This is a genomic window from Mesorhizobium sp. CA15 (assembly GCF_020165215.1).
In the GTDB taxonomy this organism is placed as follows: Bacteria; Pseudomonadota; Alphaproteobacteria; order Rhizobiales; family Rhizobiaceae; genus Mesorhizobium.
Genome location: NZ_JAIUHQ010000002.1, coordinates 226117 through 239823 on the forward strand (window position 1 = coordinate 226117; position 13707 = coordinate 239823).

At 63.7% G+C, this 13707-nt stretch carries 14 protein-coding genes; 5 read left to right on the top strand and 9 right to left on the bottom strand.

Translation table 11 applies throughout. The annotated features are described in order from the left end of the window. Positions 1 to 429: 429 nt before the first annotated feature. From LB515_RS04520 to LB515_RS04535, 4 genes are read left to right on the top strand one after another with little or no spacing between them, the layout of a single operon-like run. Positions 430 to 906: a hypothetical protein gene (locus LB515_RS04520; RefSeq protein ID WP_224600591.1), complete on the top strand. Its 477-nt coding sequence runs from the start codon at positions 430 to 432 to the stop codon at positions 904 to 906. Between the two features lie 12 nt (positions 907 to 918). Next, positions 919 to 1227 carry a hypothetical protein gene (locus tag LB515_RS04525; protein WP_140839161.1) on the top strand — a complete coding sequence of 103 codons (309 nt, stop codon included), beginning with the start codon at positions 919 to 921 and terminating at the stop codon, positions 1225 to 1227. Between the two features lie 14 nt (positions 1228 to 1241). Beyond that, entirely contained in the window at positions 1242 to 2369 is a 1128-nt protein-coding gene (locus LB515_RS04530) for a WD40 repeat domain-containing protein (RefSeq protein WP_224706883.1), read from the top strand. Between the two features lie 34 nt (positions 2370 to 2403). Further along, positions 2404 to 2577 (top strand): hypothetical protein, encoded by a 174-nt coding sequence (locus LB515_RS04535; protein ID WP_181174704.1) that lies wholly within the window; start codon positions 2404 to 2406, stop codon positions 2575 to 2577. Between the two features lie 157 nt (positions 2578 to 2734). Here LB515_RS04535 and LB515_RS04540 read toward each other — a convergent pair whose 3' ends face one another. From LB515_RS04540 to LB515_RS04550, 3 genes are all read right to left on the bottom strand, one after another. Next, positions 2735 to 3859 (bottom strand): FAD-dependent oxidoreductase, encoded by a 1125-nt coding sequence (locus LB515_RS04540; RefSeq protein ID WP_224600589.1) that lies wholly within the window; start codon positions 3857 to 3859, stop codon positions 2735 to 2737. 490 nt (positions 3860 to 4349) lie between these two features. Then, positions 4350 to 5231 (bottom strand): NmrA family NAD(P)-binding protein, encoded by an 882-nt coding sequence (locus LB515_RS04545; protein ID WP_224706884.1) that lies wholly within the window; start codon positions 5229 to 5231, stop codon positions 4350 to 4352. 32 nt (positions 5232 to 5263) lie between these two features. Further along, complete coding sequence (locus LB515_RS04550) at positions 5264 to 6544, bottom strand: serine hydrolase domain-containing protein (RefSeq protein ID WP_224706885.1); 1281 nt, start codon at positions 6542 to 6544, stop codon at positions 5264 to 5266. 174 nt (positions 6545 to 6718) lie between these two features. On the opposite strand from LB515_RS04550, the gene LB515_RS04555 reads away from it, so the two are divergent. Further along, on the top strand, positions 6719 to 7621 hold the full coding sequence (locus LB515_RS04555) for a LysR family transcriptional regulator (protein ID WP_224706886.1): 903 nt from the start codon (positions 6719 to 6721) through the stop codon (positions 7619 to 7621). Positions 7622 to 7794: 173 nt separating this feature from the next. Here LB515_RS04555 and LB515_RS04560 read toward each other — a convergent pair whose 3' ends face one another. From LB515_RS04560 to LB515_RS04585, 6 genes are all read right to left on the bottom strand, one after another. Beyond that, a complete protein-coding gene (locus LB515_RS04560; RefSeq protein ID WP_224706887.1) occupies positions 7795 to 8541 on the bottom strand; it encodes an ABC transporter ATP-binding protein in 747 nt (248 codons plus the stop codon). Next, a complete protein-coding gene (locus tag LB515_RS04565) occupies positions 8538 to 9266 on the bottom strand; it encodes an ABC transporter ATP-binding protein (protein WP_224637517.1) in 729 nt (242 codons plus the stop codon). Before LB515_RS04565 ends, LB515_RS04560 begins: the two co-directional genes overlap by 4 nt. Next, on the bottom strand, positions 9253 to 10194 hold the full coding sequence (locus LB515_RS04570; RefSeq protein WP_224707157.1) for a branched-chain amino acid ABC transporter permease: 942 nt from the start codon (positions 10192 to 10194) through the stop codon (positions 9253 to 9255). Before LB515_RS04570 ends, LB515_RS04565 begins: the two co-directional genes overlap by 14 nt. Before the next feature lie 153 nt (positions 10195 to 10347). Next, positions 10348 to 11217, bottom strand: coding sequence for a branched-chain amino acid ABC transporter permease (locus tag LB515_RS04575; protein WP_224706888.1), 870 nt, complete (start codon positions 11215 to 11217; stop codon positions 10348 to 10350). Positions 11218 to 11303: 86 nt separating this feature from the next. Further along, entirely contained in the window at positions 11304 to 12536 is a 1233-nt protein-coding gene (locus tag LB515_RS04580; RefSeq protein ID WP_224523109.1) for an ABC transporter substrate-binding protein, read from the bottom strand. A 268-nt stretch (positions 12537 to 12804) separates the two neighbouring features. Continuing rightward, the gene (locus LB515_RS04585) at positions 12805 to 13704 is read right to left on the bottom strand and encodes an amidohydrolase family protein (protein ID WP_224600582.1); all 900 of its coding nucleotides are present in this window, start codon (positions 13702 to 13704) and stop codon (positions 12805 to 12807) included. Between the last annotated feature and the right edge of the window lie 3 nt (positions 13705 to 13707).

Consider the following 13707-nt stretch of genomic DNA (forward strand, 5'->3'; position numbering starts at 1 on the left):
GGCTGTTCAAGTGGATCGCGGCAAAGGTTTGTGAGGGGTCTGGCGCGGCTCGCTACGCCAACCGCACTTGCGATGGCGTATCGAAGCGGACCTGCTTCCTCCGTTCCTTCGTTCTTTTAGCACCGCGACGAGAGCGCGATGGGCTTCTTATGGAAATAGACAAAGCAAGCGCCGTGCCAGTTTGGAAAATAAGGGCGTATCCGGCCGCTGGGAACAACCCACGCGCATTTCGACGGCAGAGATCGCCATCAACTGTAACGTTATTTTACAATTGTAACTTACGGCTGTAATGATTTTCTTCTATTCGCAATCGCAATATATTTACTTAGCACCTGCAGCATGCAGAAAAATACACGCCATCTATTCAATTCTTCTGGTCACTCTATTATTTCAACGTGACGGCCCATGCGGCTCAGCAGGAGAGAGGCTATGCCGAACGACAGGGACAACCGGAGCCGTCCGCCGCCAACATCCGATCTGTCCGACGGCGTTGCCGGCGATCTGGTAAGGCTGATGCCCCGTGATCTGGTGTTTGTCATGCGTTTCATGGGCGAGAGCCAATTGCGCCTGCAGAGCCACTTCCAGAGCTTCATCCGGGCCGAACTTGCGGCCGGCGGCGTCACCGCCGAAACGCATCCGATGATCCATCTGTTCATCGAGAGCCACGCCATCCTGCTGCGCGACTTCGTATTTTCCGGCGTTTCGCTGTCGCGCCAGTTTCGCGTCGAAGAAATCGAGCGCCTCACCGGGGACACGACTGCGATGATGCGCGTCGACATCTGGGACCAGCTCAAGAGCCACATCGAGACGGCCGAAAAGCAGTTCCAGTCACAGGCCGGCACACTGCCCGGGCTGCTGGCGGCATTCGAGCAACCGCCAGGTCCGGTGCCTGGAAACGAAAAGTGACAGGAGGGTCCGATGGGGCAAACCGAAAGCCGTGACGCGCTGCTCGCCCGCCGCCTCGATCTCGTCGCGAGCGTCTGCGCGCTCACCGCCGAGGCGCAGCGTCTCAACCAGAAACTTGCCGGCGTCGAGATGGATGTGCTGCGCCTGGAACTCGAGATCGGCAGACGCGGCACGAACGCGCAACTGGTGCAGGACTTGCATGAAGCCGAGGAGAGTGCCGCGGCATTCAGGAACGCATGCACGGCGTGCGAGGAACGTATCGCGGCCGCCGAAGGTGACATTGACGATGTCGACCGTCGCCTGGCGAAGACCGTGAACTGACGAAGGGAGTGGCCATGAACCAGCACGCGATACAGAACCTCACCTTGTTCGACCTGCTGGCGAGAAGCTGGTGCCGTCCATCGGCGATCGCCGATCTGCGCTTCAGCGCCGATGGCTCGACCGTCGCCTTCACGTGCATCGATGGAACGGTTGCCATAGCGGCAGTCGCGGACCAGGAACCGCCGGAGCAGCGGATCAGGGTGAGCGGCGATCTCGGCCAAACGACGATCCGCCCAAGGGAAAAGCCGCCGGTGCCACTGGTAGCGACCGCCGTTCTGGCTGACGGCGATGTTCCGCTCGCAAGCTATCTTGGGTCCGACTTTCTCGTCGGGACGGCGGCCGGCGATGTGGCCCGGCTGAACGCGGACGGCTCTGTGATGGAGACGCTGGTCAAGATCGCCGGACCTGCCGTCGCAATCGACTATAGTCCTCGGTCGGGCATGGTGGCCGTCAGCAGCGGGCAGGACATCTTTTTGGCGCGCGGCGGGATCGAACCAGTGAGGCTGCAACGCGACGCGCCACCATCCACGGACGCGCTTGCCTTCTCACCAGGCGGGAGGAGGCTTGCCTGTGGTCAGGAGCACGGGTTGTCGACCTGGATGGTCGAAGGCGAGCCCACCCCGATGCGCGATTTCGCCTTTTCAGCCCACCCGATGTCAATTTGCTGGAGTGGCGACGGCGCCTGGCTGGCCTGTGGGCTCGAAACCGGAGGCCTTGCTCTGGTCAGCGCAAGTGATGACGGAACTGCAATCGTGGCGGGATTCCCATCGTCAGTCCGGACGGTATGCTGGAGCGCGCCGGGGGACGCGCTGTTTGCGTCGGGCGCATTCCGGATTGCCGGCTGGTCGATGACCGCGCCGCCACTTGACGGCGAAACCTCCGGCGCTCTGGAGACGGGCCGCGCCGGGTTGGTTCCGGTCGAGGCCGTGGCCGCCCATCCGCAGAAGAAACTGATTGCGGCCGGCTATGCCAACGGTCGGATCACCGTCGCCCAGATCGGAACGCGGGACGAACTCCTCGTCAGACCCCTGGGCAGCGCGGTGACCGCGCTTGCTTGGTCCGGCGACGGACGGCACCTGGCACTAGGCGCCGTCGACGGTACCGCCGCGATCATCACCTTTCCCGCCCAGATGTTCAAATAGGCCAATGCGGGCCGCAAGCGACAGGAGAAGAAGGATGCAGACCGAACTTACCCCTGAGGACAAGAGCAAGGATGAATTCTTCGAACGGCTCGCCAAACTGTCGGAAGAAATGGTCGCCAAGCACGGTAAGGATTTCAGCATGGGCGCGCTGGTGCTGGCTGCCCGCTGGATTGCCGAGAACCGTGTCGGTCAATTGAAAACCAATTGACCATCAAGACGCTCGTGACAGGTCGCGCTCCAACATCAACTCCTCGAAATTCGCTGGAAAGATCGAAACAGCCTATTGTCTCGAAAGGTGCTGTGCCGACCAAACTTCCGAAGCGGCGATCGAGGGGGGTTCGAGCCTACGTTTTGGGCCATATCTCTCAGCCCAAGGCGCTGAAGAGGTCGGCGACGCTCTGAGGAGCCTCGGGTCCGAAGAACCGAGTGAGGTTCTGCGCGCTGGTTTGCGCAACGCTGGTGCTGCGAGGGAACAGACGCTGTTCGTATTCGGCGATGGCGGCTTCGTTGTCGTTTTTAACGGCGATCGCAACAGCCAGCTCAGCGGCGTCATACATCGCCAAGTTGGCGCCTTCACCAGCGAAGGGAGACATTAGGTGCGCGGCATCGCCGAGCAGCGTCGCGCCTGGCACGTGGCGCCAGCGATGGTCGACCGGCAGCGCGTAGATCGGCCGTATCACGGGCGAGATATCGGTGTTTGTGATCAGCGCGACCAGCGGTGCGGCCCAACCGTCGAACTGCTCGGCGACCCGGGCGAGACCGGCGCGTGCCTCCGTGAAGTCGATGCTTGATGCCCAGCTTTCCGGCTTGTTGATCGCGACATAGACGTGAACACTGCCGTCCGCGTTGCGATGGGCAAGAATGCCCTTGCCCGGCGCCACTGCCATCAGCGTGCCTGTGCCGATGATCTCAGCGTTTGCGACGCTGCGCGGATCGTCCGCCGACAGATGCGTCTCGATGAAGCAGGTCCCGGAATATTCAGGCTTCGTCTGGGACAAGAGCGGCCGCACCCTCGACCACGCGCCATCGGCGCCTACGAGCAGCGACGTCGTCGTGCCAGTGCCGTCGACGAATCGGAGCTCGTTTCGGCCGTCGCCTCTCGACGACACCGACGCGACCTTGTGTCCCCAATGGATCGTGCCCTGCGGCAGGGCATCGATCAGCATCTTCCGCAGCTCACCGCGGTCCACCTCCGGGCGCTTGCTGAAGGGATTACCGGGCTTGTCGAGCAGCACTGTGCCATCTCGATCGACGACGCGCTTCGCGTCCTCGCTGGGACGCACCAGCCGCTCGAACTGCTCGAACAGACCGGCCACCCTCAGAGCATGCTGGCCGGTAGCTTCATGCATGTCGAGCAGCCCGCCCTGCACGCGGGCGCTGGGCGATGCCTCTGCCTCGTAGATCACGGCGGCGATGCCATTGAGATTGAGAATGCGGGCCAGGGTGAGGCCACCCAAACCTGCGCCCACAATCGTGATGGGATACTGCATAGCGCGCTCCATGTCTTGCGATCCGTGCCGACGGAGCACGAAATCGGGAGCCCAATCTGTCGTCAGGCTCGTGCTGTTGGAGCCGCTGGCCGACCGCGAAACGGTCGGCGTATGCGCGAAGCCCAGTGATGCGGGCGTCGTTTTTCGCGACGTGCAGGTCTTACGGCTTTGCACCCGACAACGCAAGTCGGGTGTCTGCTTCGCCCAAGCTCGACGTTGGCGCCCTCGTCGGCTTCAACGATCGGGGGCCGACGTCCATGCAGGCCGCCGACATTGTGGTGCGACTTGATTGTCACCGACGGGCCGCCCGAGAAGGAGACGCTCTCGACGACCGGCTGGGCGTCTGCCCCCGGCACGCGGAAAGTACCGAAGCCGAGCCGAGGGATTGCGACGCCCCTTGTGATGATGGTGTCCATGAACTCGCTTTTCTGAGTTGATGCTTCGGGGGGACGCTGCCCCGCCGGTGTTTCGTGCCCGCAGGCTATCGACCTCAGCCAGCCGCCTCGGGGCAGTTCTGGCCGACGAGGTCCGTGATAACGTCTTCGAGTGTCACGGTACCTTTCATCGCCGACCTGCCGTCGTCGCGGAACGCGATCCAGCCCTCGTTGAAGCCGTCGATCATGCGAATTCGGGGCAGCGGATTGCGCGTGCCTTGCCCGCGGAAGAGCGCTTCCCAACTGTCGCGCGTCACGATCTCGACCCGCACCGGATGGTCCAGCGCCTTGGCGAAGGCATGGGCGAGGTCGTTTGGCGACACGCGCTGAGGCCCTTCCAGCTCGACGATCCGCGTTCCGGTCCAGTCCTCGCGCAAGAGCGCAGCTGCGGTGCGCCCGACATCCTGCGTCGCGACCATCGGGAAGGCTTTGTCGGCTGGCTGCAGGCAGCTGCGCAGCACGCTTTCATCACGCGCGGCGGCAACGTCCCACAGCGCATTCTCCATGAACCAGGCGGGCCGAAGGAAGGTTACCGGCAAGTCGAGCTCGCCGAGCGCTTCCTCAAGCAGGGTGCGCTGGGTCAGCAGGTTCTCGTGCGCAGCGTCGGCGCCGATGGTCGACAGGCACACCACCTTGCCGGGACGGGCCGCGATGAGGGCCGCCACCAGCGCCGCGATCACGCGCCGCGCCTCGGGAAAGCCTGGCTCGGGATCGAATTCCGACGGCGGCAGGATGAAAACGCCCTCGACACTGCGGAAGGCGGCTGCGAGGCCCTCCGCATCATTCATCTCGGCAAGGGCGACCTCACAGCCCTGTCTGATCCATGGCCCAGACTTAGCCTCGTCGCGCAAGACGGCGCGGACGGAAAGCCTGTCGGCAAGCAAAGTGCGCGCCAAGGCGCCGCCGACTTTGCCGGTAATTCCGGTGATTGCAAACATATCGGTTCTCCTTTGGTTGGGATCGCGCCGACTCAGGCGAGTCCGGCATAGAGCTCGCGCTCGAAGGCACCGTAGAGGGCGACGACCCGCTCGTCGTAAAAGGGCAGGATCTGTGTGAAGAGCGCGCCGGTGACATGCTTGACCGGATCGAGCCAGAAATAGCAGTTGAGCAGGCCCGCCCATGAGATGCTGCCCGCAGAGCGGCCGTTCGGCCCAGGCTGCGTGTTGATGTCGAAGGAGAGGCCCCATTTGTGCGGCTGGCCGGGGAATTGGTCGAAGCTGCGCGAATAGGACGGATGCGCCGAGCGCATCTCGTGGACGTTCAGTTCGCTGATCTGGTTCTGCATCATCAGCGAGACCGTCTCCGGACGGAGGATACGCGCGCCATTTAGCGTCCCGCCGTTCAACAGGGCCTGCAGGAACGTCATGTAGTCGCGCGGGGTCGAGAAGGCGCCGCCGCCGCCCATGAAGAATTCCGGCCGCTGCGGCATCTCAAACGGCGCCGGCTCCAACCCGCCATCTGCGCGCCGGTTCTGGAAGGTGGCGACATGCTTCTTCTGTTCGCTCCCGATCAGGAAACCGGAGTTCCGCATGCCGAGCGGCGCGAAGATGTTTTCGCGGAAATAGACTTCCAGCGACTGGTCCGAGACGGCTTCCACCAGCTTGCCGACCCAATCCATGCTGATGCCGTATTCCCAGCGTTCGCCGGGATCGAATTCGAGCGGCGCCGCGAAGGCGGCATTCTTGCAGGTGGCGATGTCGGGCATGCCGGTGACCTGCTCGTAGCGGCTCAGCGCCTCGCTCCAGATCGAATAGGTGAAGCCGGAGGTGTGGGTAAGCAGATGCCGCACCTTGATTGCGCGTTTGGCGGGGCGCAGGCGCGGCGCGCCGTCGGCGGCGAAGCCTTCAAGGACCTGGGGCGCGGTAAGTTCGGGCAGATACTTGGCCGCGTCGTCATCGAGGTCGATGCGGCCCTGTTCGATCAACTGCATGCAGGCGGTGGCCGTGAAGGCCTTGGTCATGGAGAGCAGCCAGAACACCGTGTCGGCCGTCATCGGCGCGCCGGTCGCAACGTTCGACCTGCCGAAGCTGCCTTCGTAAACGAGGCCATTGCGGGTGGCTGCCATGGCGACGACGCCGGAGACGTCGTCACGGGAGACGCCGGCGCGCAAGGCGGCGTCGATTGCGCTCGCGCTCAGAAGGGATGCGACGGGCTTCGTTGCAGCCAGAGCGGGGCTCACGGTGTCGAGCGCCAGAATGGCACCGAGCAGGCCTCCGCGCTGGAGAATGGTTCTGCGTGTCAACTGGTTCATGACTGGCTCCTTTGAAGGTTCTCAGGAGGGCGGCCGATGGCTGCTCACCCGACAATGGAGCCGTGTGTATGCCGAGATATAACGTGATTCACGCGCATTAAGATCAGTGCTACGGTGACTCAAAATCATTGCGTTTTCGAGGTGGCGTCCGTTAGTGGACGGTAAGGAGAAGGAATGGTTTTCGACACGCGGCTCCTCACCGGCGTCGGCGTCCTTGCGGCGGTGACGGAGGCCGGGAATTTCGCCCGGGCGGCCGAAATGCTCGGCGTAACGCCCTCGGGCGTGAGCCGGGCGGTGGCGCGCCTGGAAGCGAGGGTCGGCGTCCGCCTCTTCGACCGCAATCCGCGCGAGGTAAGCCTCACCGAAGAAGGGCGGCGCTTCCATGCGCAGGTAATGCCATTGCTTGCCGGCCTCGACGAGGCGGCAGCCGAGGTGGCAGGTTCCGCTGCGGTCGTGCGCGGCAGGCTGCGCGTATCAGTCGACCCCTGGTTCGCGCGCATGGTGCTCGCGCCGACGCTTAGGCAGTTCCTGGCACGCTATCCAATGCTGCAACTCGACCTATCCACAAGCAACTATCGCGAGGAGATGATGGCGGGGATAGACGTCGCGGTACGCTTCGGCCCCCCGGACGATTCAACGCTCATCGTACAAAAACTCCTCGAAACGCCGATCCTGACGGTCGCCGCGCCGGTATATCTCGATCGTCATGGCGAGCCGCGCTCGCCTCATGACCTCGTCCATCACGAGGCTCTGCTCTTCCGCGATCCTCAGACCGGACTGCCGTTTCCGTGGGAATTCTATCGCGGCGGCGAGATCGTTGCGGTCAAGGTCACAAGCCGCCTGGTGCTCGACGATCCTTCCGTCGCGGTCTCCGCCTGCGTGGCGGGTCAAGGGGTGTTCCAGAGCCTTGCCGTGGGTCTCGCGCCCTTCATGGCACGCGGCGAATTGGTGCGGATTTTGCCGGATTGGTCGGAGGAGCTTTATCCACTCTATGCCTACCATCCCTCGCGCCATCTACCCCCTGCAAAGGTCAGAGCGTTTCTGGACTTCATCCAAGAGGTCGCTGCCGGATTGTGATTTGCTTTTATTTCACGCGCTGATCACCGTGGTGATACGCGTTGAGATAAGGGACAATCGTCCAACGCGGGTTGGGCATTGTGAGGTCTTCCCACGATCTTCCGGCGCCGGCGGATCTCTGCAGGCATCGGACCGAACCCCCTTCGGGCTATCGCCGTTAGACACTGCGAATATTAAGCCTGCGAGGAACTTTGGTTCTGCCGTGCCCTCTTGCCGAGATAGAGCTCCTGCATGACCGACGACTGTTGCAACTCTTCGATGCCGCCTGAAGCTACGATGCGCCCGGAATTCATGAGATAGCCTTGCTCGGCCACCGAGAGTGCCAGTCCGGCGTTCTGCTCGACGAGCAGCACCGCGGCGCGGAACTTCTCGCGCACGTCGATGATGATGCCCTGCAGCTCCGAGACCAGCAATGGCGATAGCCCGAGCGACGGCTCGTCGAGCAACAGGATGCGTGGTCTGGCCATAAGGCCGCGCGCGATGGCCAGCATCTGCTGCTGGCCTCCGCTGAGCGTCCCGGCCTTGGCGCCGCGCTTCTTGGCAAGGATGGTGAAATAGCTTTCCATCAAGGCGATGTCGGCTTCGATAGCGTCCCGGTCGTTGCGGCAGTAGGCGCCGAGCAAAAGGTTCTCGCGCACACTCATGTCGGCGAACACGCGGCGGCCTTCCGGCACCATCACGATGCCGAGCGTTGCTTTTTCGTCGGCGTGAAGCTTGGTGACGTCGCGGCTCTCGAAGGTCACCGTGCCGCGCCGCGGCTTCACCAGGCCGGCGATGCAACGAAGCAGCGTCGTCTTGCCGGCGCCGTTGGGTCCCAGAATGGTGACGATCCCGTTTTGGCCGACCGCGAGCGAGACGTCGCGATTGACGGCGACGGGCCCGTAGCCGGTGTCGACATGCTCGACGGCAAGCAGGCTCATGACGCGGCCGCCTTCTTGTCGGGACCGAGATAGACCTCGCGGACCTTGGGGTCGGCGAGCACCTCGCCCGGCGGACCTTCGGCGATCTTCGTGCCGAAATCGAGCACGATGAGGCGGTCGCAGAGGTCGGCCATCATGTCCATGTCATGGTCGATCAGGCACACGCCGATGCCTTGCGGCGGCAGCTGCGCGATGACCGCCGCGAAGGCCTGGGCTTCGCTGTCGTTCAGCCCGGCGCCGGGCTCATCCAGGAGCAGGAGTTCGGGCGACACACCGAGCGCGACGGCCAGCCCAAGGCGTCTCAGGCTGCCGAAGGGCAGCGATCCCGCAATCGCCTTGCTAAGCGGCGCCAGGCCGACAAACTCGAGGATCATGCCCGGTGACGCCCAGCGGCCGTCTCCCCTCCTGCCCTGCTCCCAGGCGATCCGGACGTTCTCGTCGACGGTCAGGCCCGGAAACGACATCGCCTGCTGGAACGTCCGCACCAGCCGCTTTCGCGCGATGCGATGCGCGCCGATATTGGTGATGTCCTGCCCATGCCAGAACACCGTGCCGCCGGTCGCCGGATGGACGCCGGTGACGACGTTGAACAAAGTTGTCTTGCCGGAGCCGTTAGGGCCAACGATACCGACGACACGGTCGGTGTCGATGTCGAGATCGATGCCGTTGAGCGCGACGACGCCGCCGAACTGCTTGCGCAGGCCCCTCACCTCAAGCGCGGCCATTCGAACCTCTTTGCTTTTGCGTCTCGAAGCCGCCGGTAATCGCGCAGTAGATGTTCTTGATGCCGGCGCCGACGCCGCCCGGCAGCAGCAGGATCACCAGGAGCAGACAGACGCCGTAGGCGATGCGGGAATCGACCGGATCGAGGTTCAGCACCTCGGGCAGGAAATTGACGACGACCGCGCCGATCAGCGGCCCGTAGAGATAGCGGGCGCCGCCCAGCATGACCATCAGCGCGAGGTAGAGGCTGGGAAAGGCGCCGAACAGGGTCGGCGAGATGTGGCGCAGATAGTAGAGCTGCAGCACCCCGGCGAGGCCCGCGAACAGGCCCGAGACCATCAGCACGCCGAGCTTGTGCAGGTCGACATTGATGCCGACCGAACGCGCCAGTTGCTCGTTCTCGCGGATGGCCCGCAACGTCCGCCCGTAGCGCGAATTGCCGATGAGATAGGTTGCCACAACCGCCAGGAACAGCGCCGCCAGGACCAGGTAGTAATTGTTGGAGAGCTTGTCGAAATTGATGCCAGGCAAGGGTGTCACCGAGCCGACGTCGAGGCCGGTCGCCGATCCGGTGAAGGTGCCGCCATTGGTCAGCACGATGACGAACAGCGCGCAGAAGCAGAAGGTGATGATGATGTAATGCTGGCCGCCGACCCTCAGCGTCGGCAGGCCGATGACGCCGCCGACGATCGCCGACAGCGCCATGGCGAAGGGCAGCGATGCCCACAAACCCAGGCCGAGCTGCACCGACAGGATCGCCGAGGCATAGGCGCCGACGCCCATCAGCGCCGCATGGCCGACCGACATGATGCCGGCCTGGCCGAACTGCAGGCCGAGGCCGTAGAGCCCGATCGCCGTATAGAGCGTGGTGATGGCGATCGACAGGAAGCGGTAGCCGAGGCCGAGCCAGGGCAAGGCGATGAGCAGCACCGCCAAAAGGATGGCCGTGATCGCCTGGACGCCGGCCGGCAGGGAACGGCGGCGTTGTCCGCCGTCAGAAGCGCCAGGCGATCCCGTGCTCTGGCGCCTTCTTGCGCGGCGCCTGTCTTGCCGGCGCTGTTGTCGGTCACTGGCATCGACATCTTACGATGCCTTGGGGCCGAGTGTGCCGCCGAGCAGGCCCTGCGGCCGCAGCACCAGGATCAGGATCATCACGACCAGCGAATAGGCGTCGGTCCATTCCGGATAGCCGTAGCCGGCGCTGAGGCCGTCGACCAAGCCGAGCACCAGGCCGCCGACGACCGCGCCGCCGACATTGCCGAGGCCGCCGATCAGCGAGACGGCGAAACCACGGATGATGATGACGCTGCCGGTAAACGGTGTGATCGGAAACAGCGAGATCATCAAGGCGCCGCCTATTCCGGCAAGCAGGCTGCCATAAATGAAGACGCCGGTGACGTAGCGGCGCACCGGAATGCCCATCAGCTCGGCGGTGTCGCGGTCCGCAACGCTCGCCCGCAACGCCATCCCATAGCGGCTGCGCGAGATGCCGAAATAGGTGATCGCCACGATGATGGCCGTTATCGCGACGACGATCGCGCGCATGGCGATGATGTCGACGCCGCCGATCGTCCAGACCAGGCCGACCAGGTCGGTGATGCTTTTCTGGAATTCGTTGAACACGCGGATGACCGCATGCTGCAGGATGACGCTGAGGCCGATCGACATGATGAAGCCGTTCATCGGCCGGTTGAGCGTGAAGCGGAACAGGCATCTTTCGGCGGCAAAGCCGAGCGCGCCGACCAGCAGCCCGGCGAGCACAAGGGCCACGAAGAAGTTCATGCCGGCGCCGACCATAAACCAGGTCGCCATGCCGCCGACCATCAGGAACTCGCCATGTGCGAAATTGACGATGCCGGCGAGACCAAAGATCAGCGTGATGCCGATGCCGATGAGAATGGTGACGCTGGCAACCGAGAGGCTGTTCACCAGTTGCTGCACAAAAATGTCCATCGTCAAATCCGGGTGGCGAGCCTGCAAGGGGAGGATGGACGGAACCTCGCCGCCCATCCCGATGTCGGATTTTGTCGCGGGCCGGCTCAGCCGCCGTTGTCGCCGGGCGGCGGAGCGGCCGGCGGCTGCTCGACCGCGCATTTGAACTGGTCGGATGTGTTGGGCTCGACCATGCAAACCTCGGTCGCGAAGGTGACCTGGTGGTGCTTGTTGAACACAAGCGGCACCGGCGACACGACGCCCTTGTAGTCCGACTTCAGGAGCTCCGCGACCACCGCGTCCGGATCGTCGATCTTGCCGACCTTCTCCAGCGCCTTGGCGTACCAGAAGAAGTAATCGTAATAGAGCAGCGACACGGAGGACTGCGGGCCCTTGGCGGCGCCGAGGCCGAAATACTTGTCGAAATACTGCTTCACTTCGGGGTACGGCGATGAACCCCAGCAGACCGGCACGCAGCTCAGCGTCACCGGCACATCAGCCTTCAGGCTCCGCTCCTGATAGATGCCCGGATCGACGCCGAACAGGAAATAGGACGGCGCCACGCCGAGCTTGAGGGCCTGCGGGAAAGCGGTGAGCGTTGAATCGCCATTGTACCAGAAATGCACGATGTCGGGCTTCATGCCCTTGATGCGGGTAAGCAGCGGCGAGAAGTCGGTCGTGTCCGGCGGATACTGCACCAGGTCGACTTTCTGGCCTTCCGCCTCGAGCGCCTTGACATAGTGCGACGACAGATACTGCCCGGTCGCGTCATTGCCGACGAACACCACGGAATGCTTCGGCGGCGACTTCAGCTGCGGCGTCAGAAGCGAGAGCACGCCCTTGGCGGTGCTGCCGCTGCGCTGCCATTCCTGCGGCTCGCTCTGGAACGTGTAGTGGAGCCAGCCATCCTCGGCGACGGCCTTGTCGTCGAGCACGGCGCCGAGCGAGCTGTTGCCGGAAAACTGCAGGACCTTGGCCGGGCCGGTGATCTTGGCCATGGATACCGAGAAGTCATGCGTCTCGGTGCCCCAGATCGCCTTGACGCCGATGTCGTTGACCAGCTCGCGCGCGGCCGCGATGGTGACGTTCACATCCGTGCGGTTGTCGCGGATATAGAGCTTGATCTTGTAGGTCTTGTCGCCGACCTTGATGCCGCCGGCGTCGTTGATCTGCTGCGCCGCCAGGTTCGCGGCGCCGACGATGGTGTTGCCGGCCGAAACGAACGAGCCCGACTGCGCGGCGATGACGCCGATGGGCAGTTCCTCGTCGGCGCGGGCCGTCTGCAAAGCCATGGCGAGCCCCGCGGCCGCGATGGTCAATCCAAGTCCTAGCTGTCTCATGCATGTTCCTCCCGTTACATGGCCAACTTGTCATACAACCCTATTACCATGTAACAGTGGTGTCAACTCCGGCGCGGAGCTAGCGGCCAAGTTGCGTGCCGCGCCTTTGGTTCTTCCGTATCTGATCTCAGCTTGGGCGAGGAAGTTCATTGCAGTCGGTGCGAGGCGCTGGACAAAGATGCCCAACGCAGAGACATGCGCCGCGATCATGTGCTGATGAATGTGGCCCGGCAACCGCAAGGCGGGAGGGCTCAGAGCCTTGCCACCGTCACAGCGACAAGCGGTAGGCCTCGACGGCGGAAGCGCCAAAAATGTGCGAACGTTCCTCTTCGGTCAGCCCGGAGAGGCAATCGTCGAAGGCGCGTTTGACCGTCTGATAGTCGGCTGCGACCAGGCAGACCGGCCAATCCGAGCCGAACAGGCATCGCGACGGGCCGAAAATGGAAAGGACCTCGTCCACATAGGGCTGCAGATCCTGTTGCTTCCAGTGCCGCCAGTCGGCTTCCGTGACCATTCCGGACAGCTTGCACCAGACGTGGTCCCGATGGGCCTTGAAGCCTTGCATCAATCCGGCCCATGGCTCCATCGCGTGCTGCGCAATGCGCGGTTTTGCGATGTGGTCGACCACGAAACGCAAATTGCGATGCCGCGCCACCGTCTCCAGGGCAGCCGGAATCTGCGGCTCCTTCAACAGCAGGTCATAGGCGAGCCCCGCTTCGGCGACAGCCGCCAGCCCGCGCTGGACATCGGCGCGCAAGAGCCAGTTCGGATCCGCCTCGTTGTGCACGAGGTGACGGATGCCGACCAGGTAACGGCCATCTGGCCGCGCCTTCAGCTCGGACAGTGTGGCCGCCACCTCGGGATCGGCGAGGTCGACCCATCCCACGACGCCAGCGACGAAATTGGTCCGGCTGGCTGTCTCCAGGAATGCGCGCGTCTCGTCGAGCGAATGCCATGTCTGGACAAGGATGGTCTTGTCCACGCCGGCCGCCGCAAGCGCTGGCCGAAGATCGTCGGGCGAAAACACCCGGCGGATGGCGGCGTAATCCTCCGTCATCCAGCCACAGGACCCGTCCACCGGATCCCAGAAATGCTGATGTCCGTCGATCACCAGTTGCTTACCAGAAACCGGTTGCTTACCAGCAACCAGGCGTTCGCCGCTGCGCATGGC